This is a genomic window from Rhodococcus sp. C26F (assembly GCF_053345925.1).
This window is the reverse complement of sequence record NZ_JBKFBA010000019.1, coordinates 438-18359: the sequence shown is the minus strand read 5'-3', so window position 1 is coordinate 18359 and position 17922 is coordinate 438. Positions and strand designations below refer to the sequence as shown.

At 65.4% G+C, this 17922-nt stretch carries 12 protein-coding genes and 2 pseudogenes; 4 read left to right on the top strand and 10 right to left on the bottom strand.

From position 1 onward, the window contains the following. The first annotated feature begins 172 nt into the window (after window positions 1-172). Window positions 173-2137 (top strand): hypothetical protein, encoded by a 1965-nt coding sequence (locus tag ACLBYD_RS18515; RefSeq protein WP_237211493.1) that lies wholly within the window; start codon window positions 173-175, stop codon window positions 2135-2137. Between the two features lie 56 nt (window positions 2138-2193). Here the strand turns inward: ACLBYD_RS18515 and ACLBYD_RS18510 are convergent, their stop codons facing one another. From ACLBYD_RS18510 to ACLBYD_RS18495, 4 genes and pseudogenes are all read right to left on the bottom strand, one after another. Then, window positions 2194-3444 carry an LA2681 family HEPN domain-containing protein gene (locus ACLBYD_RS18510; protein ID WP_237211492.1) on the bottom strand — a complete coding sequence of 417 codons (1251 nt, stop codon included), beginning with the start codon at window positions 3442-3444 and terminating at the stop codon, window positions 2194-2196. A 143-nt stretch (window positions 3445-3587) separates the two neighbouring features. After that, window positions 3588-4205: a recombinase family protein gene (locus ACLBYD_RS18505; RefSeq protein WP_006553200.1), complete on the bottom strand. Its 618-nt coding sequence runs from the start codon at window positions 4203-4205 to the stop codon at window positions 3588-3590. A 128-nt stretch (window positions 4206-4333) separates the two neighbouring features. After that, entirely contained in the window at window positions 4334-4615 is a 282-nt protein-coding gene (locus tag ACLBYD_RS18500) for a universal stress protein (protein ID WP_225623914.1), read from the bottom strand. 12 nt (window positions 4616-4627) lie between these two features. After that, window positions 4628-6144, bottom strand: a pseudogene (locus tag ACLBYD_RS18495) (MFS transporter). 189 nt (window positions 6145-6333) lie between these two features. On the opposite strand from ACLBYD_RS18495, the gene ACLBYD_RS18490 reads away from it, so the two are divergent. Continuing rightward, window positions 6334-7002 carry a TetR/AcrR family transcriptional regulator gene (locus tag ACLBYD_RS18490; protein ID WP_039583585.1) on the top strand — a complete coding sequence of 223 codons (669 nt, stop codon included), beginning with the start codon at window positions 6334-6336 and terminating at the stop codon, window positions 7000-7002. A gap of 23 nt (window positions 7003-7025) precedes the next feature. Here ACLBYD_RS18490 and ACLBYD_RS18485 read toward each other — a convergent pair whose 3' ends face one another. Together ACLBYD_RS18485 and ACLBYD_RS18480 are read right to left on the bottom strand one after the other, a co-directional pair. Further along, window positions 7026-10040 carry a Tn3 family transposase gene (locus ACLBYD_RS18485; protein WP_039583599.1) on the bottom strand — a complete coding sequence of 1005 codons (3015 nt, stop codon included), beginning with the start codon at window positions 10038-10040 and terminating at the stop codon, window positions 7026-7028. A gap of 140 nt (window positions 10041-10180) precedes the next feature. Further along, window positions 10181-10618 (bottom strand): hypothetical protein, encoded by a 438-nt coding sequence (locus tag ACLBYD_RS18480; protein ID WP_237211491.1) that lies wholly within the window; start codon window positions 10616-10618, stop codon window positions 10181-10183. 181 nt (window positions 10619-10799) lie between these two features. On the opposite strand from ACLBYD_RS18480, the gene ACLBYD_RS18475 reads away from it, so the two are divergent. Then, complete coding sequence (locus ACLBYD_RS18475) at window positions 10800-11096, top strand: hypothetical protein (RefSeq protein ID WP_237211490.1); 297 nt, start codon at window positions 10800-10802, stop codon at window positions 11094-11096. A gap of 832 nt (window positions 11097-11928) precedes the next feature. Here ACLBYD_RS18475 and ACLBYD_RS18470 read toward each other — a convergent pair. The 4 genes from ACLBYD_RS18470 to ACLBYD_RS18455 form a co-directional block, all read right to left on the bottom strand. Next, entirely contained in the window at window positions 11929-12105 is a 177-nt protein-coding gene (locus ACLBYD_RS18470) for a hypothetical protein (protein WP_237211489.1), read from the bottom strand. Window positions 12106-13498: 1393 nt separating this feature from the next. After that, a complete protein-coding gene (locus ACLBYD_RS18465; RefSeq protein WP_447817575.1) occupies window positions 13499-13915 on the bottom strand; it encodes a hypothetical protein in 417 nt (138 codons plus the stop codon). A 1649-nt stretch (window positions 13916-15564) separates the two neighbouring features. Beyond that, window positions 15565-16692, bottom strand: a complete 1128-nt coding sequence (locus ACLBYD_RS18460) for a hypothetical protein (protein WP_237211487.1) — start codon at window positions 16690-16692, stop codon at window positions 15565-15567. Window positions 16693-16867: 175 nt separating this feature from the next. Beyond that, the gene (locus tag ACLBYD_RS18455; protein ID WP_254584749.1) at window positions 16868-17038 is read right to left on the bottom strand and encodes a hypothetical protein; all 171 of its coding nucleotides are present in this window, start codon (window positions 17036-17038) and stop codon (window positions 16868-16870) included. A gap of 696 nt (window positions 17039-17734) precedes the next feature. On the opposite strand from ACLBYD_RS18455, the pseudogene ACLBYD_RS18450 reads away from it, so the two are divergent. Continuing rightward, a pseudogene (locus tag ACLBYD_RS18450) lies at window positions 17735-17922 on the top strand (hypothetical protein); the annotation flags it as partial.

Here is a 17922-nt window from a genome sequence, read left to right as displayed (position 1 = left end):
GCACCGCCGAGGTCGCGTTCACCAGCTACACGCTGGAACACCGCACCTCCCCGGAAATACATGAGACCCCGCTCTGCCAGGAACCGGGGTCTCATGTGATCTGAAATTAGGTGTCGGACCGAGTTGGCGCTCGGCGACCCGACTGGGGTGCCCCTCCACTGGAAGGACTCACTTGACCAGTGAGCTCCAGGGTACAAGCACGCCCGCGGTTGCGTCCACTGACGCTGCCGTGTCGGCCCCATCCACCCTGTCGAATTCCGACGGATCGGACAGTTTGTCTGCATCCGACAACTCCACACTCACCTCCGACGAGATCTTCAGGATCGTCCGGGGCTGGTCTCCGCGCGCCACCATCCGTGTCGATTTCCACCGAGACCACCGGTATACCCCCAAGCGGATTCCCGACGAGCCGCCGAATACACCATGGGCGCTCTATCTCACGGACCGCAGCGGCCGATTCCACCTGCTCGGACTCGATTTCGACGATCGCCCCGGTACACCGACTGGCGCTGCCCGCCGAGCAGCAGAACAGGTCAGCCGTAAACTGCACCAGCTCGACGTCCCTCATCTGCTGTGCGCATCGGGCGGCCGCAATGGTCGACACCTGTGGATCCGGCTGACTTCCCCTGTTGAGTCTCTCCAAGTCCGAAGGCTCGCTAACGCTCTCACTACCCGCTACGGGAAAGTGTTCGACGCCACACCGCTACGGAACTCGACCTCGGGCTGTGTCCGCGCTCCGGGCTCCCCTCATCGGTTCGGTGGCCACTCTCAGGCGCTACGGACAGCGGGCCGGCCAGCAGCACGCGCGCTCGAGTGGGCCAGCGAAGGCGCAGACCCCAGCGCTGTCGACGCCCTCCTCGACTGGGCCAGACCCGCAACAGGTTCGACGGAAAACGATGGACGCACCAACCCTAGAAACGTCACTGTGACGAAACAACTTAGGGTAATCGATCATCAACTCGGCATGATCCCAGGCGCCACCAGGCCACTGCCAGAACACATTCAGCGCCTCGCACAGGCCAACCCCGCGCCCTACGCCGACACATCCCGTATCGCCTGGTCCATCATGCTGTCGGCCGCCCACGCACACTGGTCACTCGAAGACATCACCCGCGCCGCGACCGTCACCCGATTGCCAGGCCTCGAACACCTGCGCAGTGCACCTACCTCCAACGGACACCGCGCTCCCCGCCCAGACCCGAAAGAGCACACAGCCCGACAATGGCACCGCGCCCTCACCGCAGCCGCCGCTGCACCCCCGCCCCCTGAAGACACACCCACCAGCCACGCACGCCAACACGTCCGCGCGGCCCTCACCGCAGCCGAGCAACACCCATTCTTTCGCGGCTCCCCACAAGCGTTCCGCCGCTGGGCAGCACTGGCCGCAATCGCTGACCTGATGTACCGCGCCGATACCGTCGACGACTTCGAACTCGACGTCCGCCGCTGGGCCATCGCGGCCGGCACCACCAAATCCGTACTCGCCAACACCGTGCGGGAACTCATGGACACCGGTTGGCTCATCCGCACACGCCAACACGCCGGCACAAAAGCCGCCGCATACCGTCTCTGCATACCTGCAGTACATGTACGTGGACACAAGGTTTCCCACCCCCCAGAAGCCCTCCCGGAACATGCTCTCGATCGAGCTCGCAACTACCTCTCCCACCTGAATCGTGATGTCTGGCAACACTCGAGCCTCGGACCTACCACGGCAATCGTGCACTGGTGGATGTGCCACTCCCCCACCCTCCGTTCAGAAGGGCTGCAGGCCGCAACAGGGCTGTCGCGAAGGCATCTCGACACCGCGATCCGAGTGCTGGAGACGCACCGCCTCGTCCGTCACGGCCAAGCCATCGACCTCGAACGCATCTACCGCGGTGTGGCGACGTTCTTAGGTGTTGACGGGGTGCTGGAGCGCCGCCGTACCCGGTATCGACATGAGTCCCTGGTCTGGGCCTGGTGGTGCGCGGAAGTCACGTGGCGCAGCGCACCGGCTTCAGCTAAGCCCGCGCTGTCGGTCCGCCACACGTACGGGCAGTTCCCCACCCTCGCCGACGGCAGCTGCGACTGGGCAAGCGCGATGCACCGTGTCGCCCAGGTCGAAGCCCTCCGCACGAAAACTCAATCCGCGTGACCTCGCCCCACAACCGCACTATCGGCGGCGCACCAGCAGCAGACAGACGCGCAGGATCACTTCTGGTTAGGGAGCGTCCACACCTGGTCCGCCGAGTCGACGTCAGGGAGTTGGCTCTCCAGGAGATCGACGAAGTACAGAAAGGCCGCTCTGCACACCCACAACGCCTCCACGGAAGCCTGGATAAGCTCATCCAGATCGACTGTGCTGAAGGTTTCCCTCGTCGGCCCGGTCGGATAACCAGAGGTCGCGTGCACGATCCGGTGAGTGCCGGCATTCCGCAGCAGCCGAGCGTTGGGATACATGCCGTCGTCGAACAGATCGGCAGCGAGCTCGGCCAACGCAAGAACATGCAGGTATCCGGGATCCCCGTCAGACAAGCTGGGCCGCACCGCATGCGACTTCTTGTCTTGCCAAAACCCGGCGAAGGACACTTTGCCCGGGTCGATGCCCACCTCAAAGTGCTCATTCGCGGCAACCGCGATCTTGTCCAGTACGTCAAGTGCAGAGCGTTGGGCAAGCAACAGCAGCGCAGGCCCCTCACCGTAGATGCCACCGTCGAGGGTATCGGTGTACAGCCCTGAATCATCCGGATGCTGCGAGACCCCGGCTTCGTTCACCATCAGTTGTCCCCGGTAGGCCATTCTCCTCGCCACCAGATACTCGGCTTTCAGCACGTTCATAGCAGCGAAGATCGGAGGAACGGACTCGCCTGGCGTTGACGGCACCACGCCCTCAAGCCCGGCGCTGTCCCAGCGGTCACCACCTCCCCCCAATCCCTCTACCGTTGCCGTCAACGCCAGGCGATGCTCAACGATCCACTGGTGGTACGGGTCCAGTTCGTCACCGACATGACGGAAGTGCCCCTGCCCGCCGACCGGCTCCAACGAATCCCAGCGTTGAGCCACCTGCGCGCCTGCGATTTCAGCGGTGCGAGCACTCAAGGTTTTCGCGATCTGCAGGTATCGGTCGTAGGCCGCAGCGATGTGCCCCAGTTCGTCTCGTCCGTGCTCGAGCCTGCGCCGCAGCAGCTCAGCTGCGTTCCCGGCCGCGTTGCCGTTGGAAGGATCCAACTTCAACGAATCGGAATACGCCGTGTATGCCTCGACCCATCTACCGGAATCGTCCAGGGTATTGCCGAGGTTGCACAGTGCCCGGCTCCGCTGTTCTGCGCTTGCGTACTCCTCGTGGCCGGCCGCCCTAAGGGGGTAGCCGTAGCATTTGCCGAAAATCGGGCGGATATGGCGTAGTGCCCGGTCGGTGATCCGCTCGGCCTGTTGGGTCGAAACGATCGTCTGTCTCGCCACCGGCTCCTGGCGGGCGCGGCGTATCCGCCCAGCTCGCCGACGATCCGATTCGGGCCAGAACTCGTGTGGGACGTAAGGGCCCGCAACCCAAGGTTGTCAGGAAGTGCAAAGTAGCGGGATCCTGACGACAGGCTGGTGAATTCTCAGGCTCGTGGTGCAGCACTGCTGACGATGCGGTGGATGGTGGAGCGGCCGACGCTGTATTCCTCGGCCAGGTCCGCCAGGCTCGCGTCGTCGGCGGGGTCGTGGTAGCGGCGGTGGATTGTTTTCCGTGCCGTGAGAGGAAGTTTCGGCTGCTTGCCCTTGAGCCTGCCTTTCGCGCGGGCCTTGGCCATGCCCTCGCGGGTGCGTAGGTGGTTGAGGTTGGCCTCGAATTCGGCGACCATGGCCAAGGTTTGCAGGAAGAGCTTGCCGAACGGGTCGTTCCAGTCGTAGATCGAGCTCCCGAGTCCGAACAGCACCTCGCGCTCGCGCAGTTCGGTCAGGGTCTGGCCTGCTTCGGCCATGTTGCGTGCGAATCGGTCGAACTTCGGCGTGGTCAGCACTACCTGTCGCCCGTCGATGGCCGCCGCGGCGGAGGTGACGGCGGCGAGTGCGTTGTCGAGCCCGGCCCGGTTCTTGCGGGTGGTCCCGGAGAACCCTTTGTCGATGAAGATCCGCTCACGCGGCACTCCGAGCGCCAATAGCTGCTCGGTTTGGATCTCGACGTCTTGTTCGTCGGTGGAGCAGCGGCAGTATCCGACGCGGAACGGCTCACCCATGCCGAAAGTGTTCCAGATAGCGGGGGCTGACCGGCACAGTCAGCGGAACACCTCTACGGAACACCGGTGAGCTGGGCCGACGTTGGCTCTGCGTGGTGTTCCGGTGGCCGATCCGGTTACGGAACAGGTCAGGGGGTGTTATCGGTGTGTGGGGGTGTGTTGTGGGTGAGGGCGTGCTGGTGGGCGGTCCGCAGGATGGCCTCGGTGGGAGTGGTGCCGCGTAGCTGGTAGGCGTCGGGTCCGAGCCGGTCGAGGTCCGCCCCGAGCTCACGTGCGTCGATGGGGTGGCGGGCGCAGATGATCAGGAGCCGGGCGTGGGTGGCGTGGGCGAGTTCGGCGGCGTGGTCGACCACACGGTAGGAGCGGTCGGATCCGTCGGTGTCGACGATGATCGTGCGATAGGCCGTCATGACGGGCGTCTTTCACGAGAAGGGAGCGTGTTTTGCGGGGGAAATGGTCGAGATGTATCGGCGGCGTGGTGCGCGGCCGGGGGCCAGTACTGCCAGCACGATCGCCCCGACGGTGGTGAGGGCGGCCAGGGCGAGCGCGGCCTGGCCGCTGCCGTGCACGAACGCGGCCTTGGCGAACTCGGCCAGCGGTGCGGCCACCGGTCCGGCCTGGTCGGCGACCTGCAGCGCCGCGGCCAGGGAATCGGCGACCGGGCCGCGGGCGGGCTCGGGCAACTGGGGCAGGGCGGGCTGGATGCGGTGGGTGTAGCCGGCGGCCAGCACGCTGCCGGCCACGGCGATCCCGATCGCGGCGCCGATCTCGCGGGCGGCGTCGTTGACCGCGGCGGCGACCCCGTGTTTGGCCTCGGGGGTGTCGGCGACGATGGCATAGGTCGCCGGCGCGGTGCACAATCCCAGGCCCGCGCTCATGATCAGCAGCGGCCACAGCAGGTCGAGGTAGTGCGCGGCGAGTGTCAGCCGGCTCACCAGCACCAGCCCGGCGGCGATGGTGAGCAGGCCGGCCACGGTCATCACCCGTAACCCGACCAGGCTCGACAGCCACGGCGCGATCACCGAGATCACGACCAGCGGCACCACCATCGGCGCCAACGCCAGCGCCGAGGCCAGCGGCCCGTAACCGAAGACCAGCTGCAGGTACTGCACAAGCAGCAGGAATACCCCGAAGGTGACCAGGAACTGGATGGTCACCGACAGCGACCCGGCACCGAAACCACGGCGGGCGAACAACCGCACATCCAGCAGCGGCGCCGCCGAGCGCAGCTCGACGACCACGAAGGCCGCCGTCGCGGCCACGCCGACCCCNCCCCGGCGGCGGCGGCGACGAGCGGGTCGGCCCAGCCGCGCGCGGGGAACTCGATCACGGCGAACACGATCGCCGCGACAGCGACCGCCACCGCCACCGCGCCCACCCAGTCCACCTGCGGATGCTCGCGCTGGCGGGACTCGGCGATGGTGCACGCCAACCCCGCCAGCACCGCCCCGGCCACGGTCAACCCTACGAACACCGATAGCCACGACCATCGTTCGAGCAGCACCCCGGCACCGAGAATCCCCAGTATCGCCCCGGATCCGGCGACCCCGGCCCATATCCCCACCGCCCGGCCGCGATGAGCGGGGGCGAACCCTGCAGTGAGGATCGACAGCGTCGAGGGCATCACCAGCGCGGCGCCTGCCCCGGCCAGCGCGCGCGTCGCGATCAACCAGGCCGGGTCGGACAGCAGCAGCGGCAGCGCCGAGGCGGCGGCGAACACCACCAACCCCACCACCAGCACCACGCGGCGCCCGTAACGGTCACCGACGGCGCCGGCGGGCAGCACCAGACACGCCAGCACCAGCGTGTAGCCGTCGACGATCCAGGTCAGCTGGGCTTGGGTGGCCCCGGTCGCAAGCGCGATCTGCGGCAACGCCGAATACAACGCCGCCATCGCCGCGACCACCAGCGCCACCGCCAGGCACGACACCGCCAGCATCCACCACTGGGCCCTGGTCCAGCGGGCGATCTCGACAGTGTCCGTTCCGGGTGTGGCCACCGGCACCTCCCCGACTTTGAAGACCAACGGTATCTGTACGAGACCATTCGTATCATAGTGGTTGGGGGGTGGGATAGAGTTCACCCATATCAAGAGTTCAACGACACGAATTCGGAGGAAGGCGCGTCCATGACCGACTCAGGCCCGGCGGCGACCGACCCGCTCGCCGCGGACGACGAGCAGGCCGATCCGCGACTGGCGCGCTCACGCAACCGGTTGCTCGACGCGGCCACCCATCTGCTGTCCACCGGCGGTGTCGAGGCGGTCACCGTCGAGGCGGTCACCCGCGTGTCGAAGGTCGCCCGCGCCACCCTCTACCGGCACTTCGGCAGCACCACCCAGCTGCTCGCGGCGACTTTCGAACGACTACTTCCCCAGGTCGACACACCGACCGGCACCGGGCCCGTGCGTGAGCGGCTCCTGGCGCTGCTCGCCAGCCAGGCCGACCTCATCGAACAGGCTCCGGTGCAGATGACCACCCTGGCCTGGCTGGCGATGGGTTCCATCGGCGAGGACCACCCCGACCCGGCCGCGGTCACCTCGCTGCGCGCGCGCGTCATCGAGCAGTACCGCCACCCGTTCGACCAGATCCTCACCAGTCCCGAGGCCCGCGCGATGCTCGGCGAGCTCGACACCACCTTCGCCATCATCGAACTCCTCGGCCCGATCGTGTTCGCCCGTCTCACCGGATTACGCAGCATCGACCACGACGACTGCACCCGGCTCGTCGACAACTTCCTCACCGCCCACCGAACACCCACGCCAGCAGACACCGCTATCGACATCGCCACGCCGTAACCACGGGCCCCGGTTCCGCGCGGTCAGAACAAGGTGTCGCGCACCCGCAGCGGCCGGTACCCGGTCGGGCCCAGCTGGGCCAGCTCGGCGTCGATGTCGACCTCGATCGCGCCGAAGAAGTTGATGTTGGCACTGTGGGCCGGGCTGATGTGGGCCAGGACCTCGTCATCGATACGCTGCCCGGTCCGGCGCATCTGCTCGACAGCGAACCCGTAATACTCTGTGGTCCAGGCGATCACAGCGTTGGTCGTCAAGGTCAGGCACCAGGCCTGCTCGGTCTGGTCCTCGAGGTGGCGCGCCCGGATCATCCCCTCATGGGCATAGAGCAGGTCGCGGCGCAGCGCGTGCAGCGACTCGCCCTTGTTGAGCTGCCGCGAGATCTTGCGCCGGTAGTCCGGATCGGAGAGGTATCTCGCGGCGTAAATGGTGCGCCGCAGCGCCCCGTACTCCTTGAGCGCCGCGGCCAGGGTGTTCTGCCGCCCCGACGCCGACAGCTTGCCGACCAACAGCGACGCGGTGGCGTGCCCGAACTTCAGCGATCCGGCCAACCGCAGCAGATCGTCCCAGTGCTCGGCGATCAAACCCAGGTTGGCCTTGCGGGTCATCAGCGGGCCCGCGTGCGGGAACCGGGCCTCGGCCTCGGCGCGCGGGCCCGGCCGGTACAGGGTGATCCGCCCCAGATCCCGGATCCGTGGCGAGAGCTGCATCCCGAGCAGGTCGAACAACCCGAAGTTGACCAGGGTGACCCCGTGGGTGTCGGTGGCGTGCTCGGTGATCGGCAGATCGGTGGCGTTGCCCAGGATCTCATCGAGCACGTAGTGGGCTTCGCGTTTGGTCGCCACGATGACCTTGGTGCCGTAGGTGGCGTGGGTGTCGCTGACATGGGTGTAGGTCGACAGGCCCTCGCTGGCGAAATAGCGGCTCAACGGCCGCGCCGTGGTCGACTTACCGCGCGTCGGGAAACGCTGCCCGTCGCTCGACGACAGTGTTCCGGCGCCGAACACCGCGGTCAGCGGCAGCCGCTGGTGGTAGCCGACCAGTACCAGGTTGGCCGCGCGCAGGGTCTCCTCGCGCACATACCACTCGTCGGTCCAGGCCAGGATGTCGTAGGTGATTCCGCACGCCTCGGCCATCCGGGTCAACCCCAGGTTCGTCGAGTGCGCCAGCAGTACCGCGATCAGGTTGCGTTTGAGCTCCGGCGTCCGGGTGGCCTGACCGCCGGCGTGGGTGAAGCAGTCCAGGTAGCCGGTGCGTTTGTCCAGCTCGATCAGCAGCGACACGATCGGCGCGAACGGCAGCATTTCGGTCAGCTCGGCCTTGAGCGTGATCGCCTCGGCGGGAACATCTTCCGCGCTCAGCGGCGAGATCACCAGATCCCCGCCCTCGTCCAGCCGGACCGGGCCGTCCCCGCCGGCCAGCACCTCCTCCAGCTCACCGAGAGCGTCGTGCAGTTCGGCGACCACGGTGGCCAGCGCGACGCCAGGATCGGCGGATCGCCCGACCAGGCCGCAGAACTCAACGCGTTGCGGTTCCCACTGCCCGGTGGTGAGCAGGTAGGCGGCCGGGTCGGCGTAACGGCGCGAGCCCGGCACGAACACATCCCCGCTGCGCAACCCGTCACGCAATCCGAGCAGCACACACAACTCCCAGTAGTGCCGATACGCGGTCGCGCTGCCGGATTTGCGGGCCTCGTCGAGGTAGCCGCGCCACTTCATCGGCACGAACCCGGTCGGGGCGTCATCGAAGACCTTGCGCCGCCCGGTCGCGTTCAACTCGCGCAGCATGTTCACCGCGATCAGCAACTCGGTCGCGGCGGTACCGCCGCAGAAGCGCACCGCTTCGAGCACCGCGGGGGTGAACTGACGCAGGTAGTTGTAGGAGGAATCCAACGCCGCCAGATGCCCGTGATCACGCGGCAACCTGGGCTTGGCCTGGGCGATCGCCGCGCGCAGGCGCTCCCACCCGATCTTCTCGCCGCGGATCAGCGCACCGATCTCCTCATCCGGAACGCCGGGGTCGGTGACGATTTCCAACAGATCGTCCAGCAGCGCCTGACGGTCCTCTCCAGTCTTCCCTCGTTCGGCCAGCCGCTGCTGCATCTTCCGTTCGGCAGCACCGAATTTCACCGAGATCGCCTGATCGAACAACGCCACGACCTCATCGAGGACATCGGTGCCGGACTGGGCCAGCACCGTGAGCAGGATCGGATACCGGCGTTGCGGATCCCGACGTTGCAGCGCTTGCGGACTCAGGCGCCGGCCCATCGTGGCCAAAAACCGGCGCCGCTCGGCGGGCAGCACCGACATATCCAGCCGATCAGCGCCCAACCCGCGCAGGAAACCCAGCTTGTCGACCTCGGCGCGGACCGCGGCCGCCGAGGCCTCCACCGGCCCGGTCGACAGCCACCGCAACCGCGAGATCCCCAGCGAAGCGTCGGTGACAAGCAAGCCGTCCAACTCCGCGCACCGCGCCGCAGTGAACTCGTGAGCGAGCCGGTCATAGGTTTCGGTCTGGGCCTGGTGGCGGGCGTGGGCGACCCGCTCGACCACGGTGACCGGGCCTGGCCGGATCACCTTCGCCGAGATCAGATACTCACACGCCAGCCGGAACAGCAGAGTCGGGGAATCGTGCTCCATCGCCCGCGCGAGCAGGAACTCATCGAGCTCCTTGAACTCGAGCGCACCGACCGCACGCCATCCCAGGTACCGCGCGGCCAGGCGCACATGCTCGGTGCGGGTCTTGGCTCGCCTGCCGTAGGCACCGATCACCACCGGATCCAACCGCAACTGCTCGGCGACACGAGCCACCGCCACCGGCGGAGCCGTGACCAGCCGATCCGGCACGAATCCCAGCCACGGCAGCGTACACAACGCGATCGCCAAGCCCAGCCGCTCGGCTGGGCCCCGGCCCCGGCCCGGATCCACGAACGCCAGATCCGCAGGCGTCAGCGTGAAGTACCGGAACAGCTCCTCGCGGCTGATCTCCGGGAATCCCCGCAGTCGTTCCAACTCCTCGTCCGCGAACATCCGCGTCGCCACGACCCCAGCCTCCACCAGCACCGACCAACATCATCATCGGCAGTCAAGCACCAACCAGTCGACAGTGCATGCCGAACTCGAAACCCCGTGCCCACCAGTCGGATACGCCAAATCCGCCCGATTTCCGGCGGATGCTACGGCTACCCCCTAAGGATGCGTCGAACCGTGCGAAGATCGTCGATGTTCTTCAGCCGAAACGACGGGTTGAGCTCTGCGGTGTCTTCACCGATGTCCGCCAACTCGCGAATGTGATAGATCGATGCCTGTCCGGTACCGACGTTGTACATCGCCTCTGCTGCAACGTGTTCAGGCGTTTCCTCGTCATCGATGAGCGATCTCGCCCACGCGACACCCAGTTCGAGACCTTCGATGCTCTCTGCCGCCGCAGCCAAATTGTTCATCGTGGAGGACAGCAAGAACAAGAGCCAACACCGCTTCTCCGCGTCGACAGTAGACGCTGACACCGTCGCCTGAATCTGTTGCAACGTGCTCATGACGTCGGCGAACCGCGAAAGGCCAACCGTGTCGTTGAGCTCGATGATGAAGCTCTGCAACTCCATGAACTCGGCGTCATTCATGCTCTTTGCCTCCAGCCTGCCAGCGGGCCACGGTGCGCCCAGCGAAGGGCTCAGCCTACGACCACAATCCGACAGCAGGACTTGCTACTGACCGCGTGCACAGGCTCGGTTGCCGGCGCCCATTGCCTTAGACCACACAATGCGGTATCAACAGCTCACGGCGACGAAAGCAGGTACCAGCATGTCGCACAACCGGAAGCAGCCCTCCAAAGGCAAAAAGCTTCAGCAGATACGCGGAGAAATCGCGCGCATCGAACTGTTCCTCTTCAAGATGAACAACATTCTGAAATACCGGCCGTGGACCGTCCAGGAACAACAACTCGCAGCAGACGCAATGGCCCGACACAGGCGGCTGACGGCCCAACTTCACGGGATGTCCCCACCCAGCCCACGCGCATCACGTCGGAAACAACCGCGGTCTCAAACCAAGGGCTATCCCCGAACCGCAGGTTCTGTGATGACCATCCGCAACCGCTGAAGACGACCTCCGCTCGCCCAGGTCGTCCTTTACCTTAAGGCCACGAGGTTGCGTTCTTCATCGCGACGAACGGGGCAGCGACTGTTCCCACGAACGTATCGCTGCCGTTCACAACGGGCGTTTCCATTGCAGAGAGCCCTCAACCAACATTGCAGTCACGCGCGATTCGAGCTGTTACCGACCTGGCGCTGATCAGCTGGTAACAGCTCGTCGAGCACTCGATCGCTATGTGCGCGGTGACGATAACAGCACCGCAAGCACCGAAAAGTCGACCGAACGGCTCGCCCGCGGTGACCGCCCGAACGCCGGTAACAGCTCAAAATCGGCCTGCGCGCCCGTCAGCCCTACTACGTTGTCGGGCAACAAGGGAGCATGCGGGCCTCGTTTCGGGGCTGTTACCGACGTATTCCCCAGGCGGTTTACAGCGTCGGATCGATGGTCGAATCGACCTTAGCGCCGCCCGTTCGGGTGAAGCGGCGTGCCAGTGGACGGTGGCGGCGACAGGTTGAGCTCGGCGCTGGCCTGCCTGGCGAAACTGGTCGCGATCAGGTGCAAGAGGTGTGACGAGCAGAGGTATTCGATGACCAGAAGGTCGAGCGTGCGCACAATGTGATCGACAGTCCGGGTGTTTGCGTGCGTGTCTCGAGGGTGCCATCGCCTGCCGTGGAGAAGAAATCTGAGGTACCGGTGAACACGCGGACGATCCCCTGGCCCACTCTTGTCGCTGACATCGTCCTGTCCATCCCATGTCACTGGCTTCGTTTGGACCGCGCGGCCGCGACCGGCTGGGCGCAACTGTCTGTTGGGGCCGCTACCGTCCGTGGCTCGGGTCCTATTGAGGCAGCTGCAGGTATTCGTCGAGGATCCGATCGACTGTGGTGGTGGGGATGCGCAGAGTCGGTTCGGATGCGGCGATGCGGCGGCGCACATCGGCGAGTAGAGCCAGTTCGCGTTCGAGTCGGGTGCGATCGCGCTCGCCCTTGTTCGTGCCGTCGGCGCTGGGTGTCATCGTTTTCTCCACGGGTTCGGGCGGGGATGGCCTTGGTCGGGCGAAACCATGCTGGCACGTTCGGCGCGGAACGGTGGGGGTGACTTCAGGGTGAAGCCCAGGTGATCCGATCAGGGCTGCGCGCCACTCATCGAGACCCGTTACCGGGCACCCCTGCACCGGAGTCGGCCCGGCGGGTCGGTACGGTCACACCATTCACGAACCGGGGGACGTGGCCCTGAACAAGACCCTCCGCGTCCCGGGTTGAACGATCCGGTGACGAGTGTTCATCGAACACATGTTCTACGAGTCGCTATAGTGAGAGTGCGGCAGGTCGATGGAGGGACGCGACAGCGGACTTCGGGAAGCATCGGCCTGCCGCATCGTCTCCGCAAGAATTCCAGGCATCAAGACCAGAAACGGTCGATACCAGGCACTTCTGCACAGGGAACACCAACCTTGCCGCGCCCCCGTCCCGACCCGTCCGCCCCACACGAAGTCGACTTCCAGCACATCCCCACCGGTGGGCACTTCGCCGAGTGCACCCCAACCGCGCTGCCGCCGAAGCCTTCGCCGTCGACAAACTCATCAGCCTCGGAGAAGACCCGCTGAAGCCAGCGAAGCGGTCAAGCTGGCCGGCTACACCACACCTACGCCGTCCGCATCTACTCCACCCACGCATAGATCGTGGATGAAGCACGGAGGCCGCCACTCCTCGAACCCGATGGCCGCCAGGCCACCGAGTCCAGTCGAGAACCCTGGTGAGTTCCGGGCCGAGGCGTGAGGAGTAGCGGCCACCTGCTCGCCGCGGAAACACGCTTATGCCTTCCGAGATCGATCGTCTTGGTAGCTGTCGGTACCAGCGGAATGGGAATGTAGACGGCGATGATTCCGCCCCGTAATGGGGTTTGAATCCACTCGATCAAGTCGTCTGCGTTGGTATCGACGCAAAATCCGTTGCCGCAGCAGCCCTGGTGCGGGCACTACTGTGTGCTGGTAAATCCGAGCATCTCGAAGGGACTACATGGCAATGGCAACGACGATCGAACGGCCGGACGGCACGAGCATTCACGGTCCAGGGAAGTTGTCAGCGCAGAGGTTGCAGCACGAACTTGCTCTGCGTCGTCGCGCTCATCGGATCCCGAGCCGTCGACGGCATGACGGAAAAGGTGGGCGCCGGCAGCAGCGGCGAGCTGCGGCCGACGCCTGATGATGACCGGCAATGCGTGCAAGGCTCGAGTAGCGGTCACGCATCGGTTCTTTCCAAGGAGGCGTACAGACTTCGTGGCGCCCTTTGGAGAGAACCGATGCCTGACGCACAGCGTGTCCTTCACGTCACCGCAACGGGTGGTTGGAGATATTGGGGAGCAGGTTGTGTCGGCTCTTCGGACGGCCTCGCAGGGGCCGGGACCGATTACTTGAGCCTGGTGAGCACACCGGTGGCATCGAGAACGGCTCCCACAACCCCGATGATCGCGAGCACTGCGACCACAAGAACGGCGATGCCTACAGAGCGGACCAGACCGCTGGCATCCCCCGTCACGACAAGAACGGCCGCGGCGACGAGAGCTACTGCAACCAGCGCGAGGACCGTCCCCCACAGCACCCGCCGCCGTGTCTGCTGCTGCGGGGTGAGGGGGGCGAGGATGCGGGCGCGGCGATTCCACGGCGTGACGATGCCGCCCGGACCGATCAGATAGATCGCGGTGTACGAGAAGGCACGTTTGCGGACCTGTGGTGCTGCTGTCGTGAACAACATGAGCGCCTTGCCCTTGGCGTTGTCGGCGTGGTGACGTTGCAGAATGTGACGGACCTCGACGTCGGTCAACACGCTGCCGTCGTGGATGATGCAGCCCCGGCTCGAACCGGTACTGAAGTCGAGCTGTCCCGGTGTATCGGTCTTGTGGGTCCGTGTGCGGCCTTGAGGTCCGAGGTGTTTGAACACCGCAGATGCTGCCTGTTTCCCGTCGATCTGCACCGCGCCGCCTATCTCACTCGAACCGGATTTGTCCCCGCAGAGTATTCGCAGCAGCGGACCGCAGCGTTTCTGCGGCATCTGGTGACGTGGCTTCTGCGTGACGTTCGTACGTTGGCTCCCGACCACAGTTCGACGGTTGCGGTGGGCACTTCCTGATCCAAGTCGGGTCCACGCCGGGTGCTCTCAGCATGCAGAAGGACGTTGCATATCAGCCCTGTGGACGTTGCGTTCGCAAGTGCACGGCCGGCTTCGAGGTGTCACCGTGGCTATCTTCGGAGTGTCGAACTTGCTGTGGTGGACGTTGCGCTCGCAATGTCCGCCCGGGCAGTAGAGCACTCTCGCAGGTTCGGGTGCGTTGCGCGGCGGACTATCTCGTGTTGCGGCGTCGGGGGCGATCGTTGCGTCATGAACGTGGTCGACGTTGCGTCAATGCACGGCTCGCATTGCGCATCAACCACGACGACCGTTGCATCCCTGAGGTCTGTCGTTGCGGGAACCCTCCCGGTGATCGTTGCGAGAGCACCGTGAATCACCCCGTGGGCACCGCTGTAAACACAGGGAGTTCAGGCCCCGCCGCAATGCCCCGACGGTCCGTCGATGACGTCGATAACCACCTGATGTCGCAACGCAGGGTCGCAACACGGAGCGCTGTGACGGACGATCGCCGCAACGTCGACTCCCGCACTCTTCAACACATCACGCCCGCTGCGAGTCGGCACGACCCTCCTGGTACCTGGAGGTCACGACGCGCGCAGAAGTCGATTCCGGCCCTACCGGACGTGTCGTGGACCCCGCTTCCGCATGATGCGCCGCGCGAAACTGCATTGCGTAACCAACACCCGGACAGGTCTTTCGTGGACCAGCGCGGTGGAGCTCTAGATGGCACACGAGCCCCACCGGCCTGGTAGCCGAGACAGTGGCCACGCCCTTCAGAACCACGAACCAGGTCATCGCCAATGGGTGCCCACCTGACGATTCCACCGCCGACAACACCCACACAGCACCGGTCGATCTGCTCAACACCACGACCCGCACGCTCTGCGCGACCACTCGGTCAGTGTCCTATCCAGCGACCGTCAGCGACCTGCCGGACGGCAGCAACATCACCGACATCGGCCTTCCCAGCACAGCTATGAACCCTGGTCACCGATGTCGACGACCAGGACCATCACCGCGACGTCACGGACCTGACTCGACCCCTCCGTCGTGCCCTCACCATCGGCGTTTAGCCCCTCACAAGGTGTCTCGACATGCCCCGCGAGCCGCGCGCAACCACGTTCATGAGCCCGGAAAACACCCCGCGACAGCCCTTTTCCCGGCAGAAAACTGCGCTGATTCCAGTGCAGATTCAGCAGCGAAACCCGCCCCCGGAACCCGGATTTTCGTAGACAACACGACCCGCGAATCGGTGCCCCGAACCAAGCCCTCAACAGCTGTCCTCAGCATCGCGCACCACGATCTCGACGTGCCCCGCACACAATGCGCAGAGCGGCATCACACCGTCACCGGCGCGTAAGCTGCCGGCACCGCTCGTGGTTGTCCCCACTGCGCAACCACCACGCAAACAGGTACAGCGACTGCTTTTCAGCCGGCACTTCCTCAGCCCACAACGACCGCCACCGCGACCACGACCGGTAGTCGCAACGGTACTGCGGCTCCAGCGCACGCTGATCGAGCGCGTACTGAATCCCAGCATCGTCCGACATCGCCTCCACAACCCGCACCGGCCGACGATCATCCTGATTCGACCAATCGAACTTCGGGCCGTACACATCCGGCATCGACTTCTGCAGCAAACCCAACTCGTGCTTCCCCGTCAAAAAATTCGAGCTTCCCTGCAGCAGCACCCGCACCTCCGGCGACACGATCCACCGACAATGACGGAACTGTCCACGCCGCAACCGCAGTGCCTCCACCCCAGAAGCGTCGACGTACTTCTCAGCCTTCGGAAGAGAATCCCGATAGCTATCGACAAGCATCCGAATTCGAGACTCCGACTTCGTCGACACCTCCACCTCGACAGCCGCGAGCTCCCCCGACTCGAGGACCTCAACGAAGTCCGGATACCGCAACCCGGATCGCTGCTGCGAGTACGGCGCAGAGCGATGATCGAAATCCGTGTACACCGGCAACCCGAGCCAGGTGTTCCGCTCACCCACCACCGTGGTCCCATCCGGCCCGGACTCGGTGACCGTCAACGTCGACGGAGAGATACCCGCGGTGTACCCATCAGATGAGTACTTCGCGCCCATCCACTGCAGCAACTTGTGCGACTCCGTTTCGTCGCGCGCCTCCAACATCCGGATCTGACGCTCGGAAATAACCCTCCGCCCCCGAGCCTGAGCCGCTAACGCATGCTCGGCAGTCAGCAACCGGTGCAGCAGATTCGACGGCACCGACATGTGACCACGCAGCGTCGAATGCGACACCGGGAACTCCGCCGACTCCAACCCGATCGTCTGCCCATCCAACGTCGGAACCAACACCGCGCTCGCCCACGGCTGATCCTGATGACGGGTCAACAGCCCCGCCTCCTCCATCAACCGCACCCGATACCGCGCAGTGTTCATCGCGCCGCCATAAAACCAGCGCGCAGCCTGCCGCAGCGACACCACACCGTGCAGCGTCAAGAACTGCAGCAACTCCTCATCAGCCGGCTTACGCCGCCACCCCGACGGCCCCTTCCCACCAGACTTCCCCCGCTTCTGCGGAGGAAGCGCATCAGCCGAAAAACGCCGCCGCGCCCGAGCCTGCCGCCACCGCGTCGGTACCTCTGGCGTAGTCAGCATCTCGTACTCCCACGCCTCAATCGTCGACGCCAACAACCCCACCTTTCACAGCGACAACACGTCCGCCGATGGTAGCCACGACGATTCGGTCGAAGTTGTCGCCGACGTTGTCAACAAACGACAACCCGACCACCCCCACACAAACCGCCCCCACCAGCCCAAACCAACCAAAAACGTTGTCACCCAACCCCCGCCGAAAACCCTGACTAACCCCCACAACAGCACTGCACACACACCGCAGAATCGCTTCGCTGTCTTCGGTGTGGTGTGCGTGCGTGGTTGATGGGGGTTCCGGCTACACCGCAGGAGTCGGCCACTTCGTTGACCACCCCGATGCAGTCCACTGTGGGATGTCTCGCTCGCTCGCATCCCTTGTGTTCTGGCCGGGGTGGGTGGCCGAGGGCTCCTGCGCTGTAGCCGGCTGCTGGTGGTCGGGTCGCTGCGCTAGGCGTTGGTGGGTTGCGGTGGGTGTGTGGTTGCGGTGTGGGGTGGCTTGGTGGTGGCTGCTGGTGTGGGCTGCGGTTGTCGACAGCGGTGGGGGCAGCGGCGGGGGCCGCGCGCTGCGGTGAGGGTGCCCGGGTGTTGGCTGCGGATGTCGACTACCGATGTGAGCCTCAGGTTGCGGGGCAGCTACCACTGCAGGCGACTACCACCGGATGGTGACGGGACGAAGCTGAGCGCAGCGGACGGCACCACCGCAAAAGCCACCGCATCGCAGAGACCACGAGCGGCGCAGCCCGCAGATGACGACGATGCAGACACCTGGTGAGAACCCCCGGAAGGGGCGGGGCCCGGATCCTCCAACGCTCGGCACGCCCCGCAGCAGATGACAGCAGCAGCCATCAACCGCTGAGGCCAGCAGCAGACACCCCCCCGTCCCGCCATGCCCGCCATGCCGGTCGCCACGGCACCCACCCGCCCCCCACCGGCCCGCGACCCACCACCACACCGACACCCGACCACGCCGAGCGCAGCGGGCAGCACCACCACCCCATTAGAGTCGGCTGCCTACACCGCGGCGGTCGACACCCGCTGCCATCAACCGCAGCCGACAGCGGCCGCGGCGCGGCC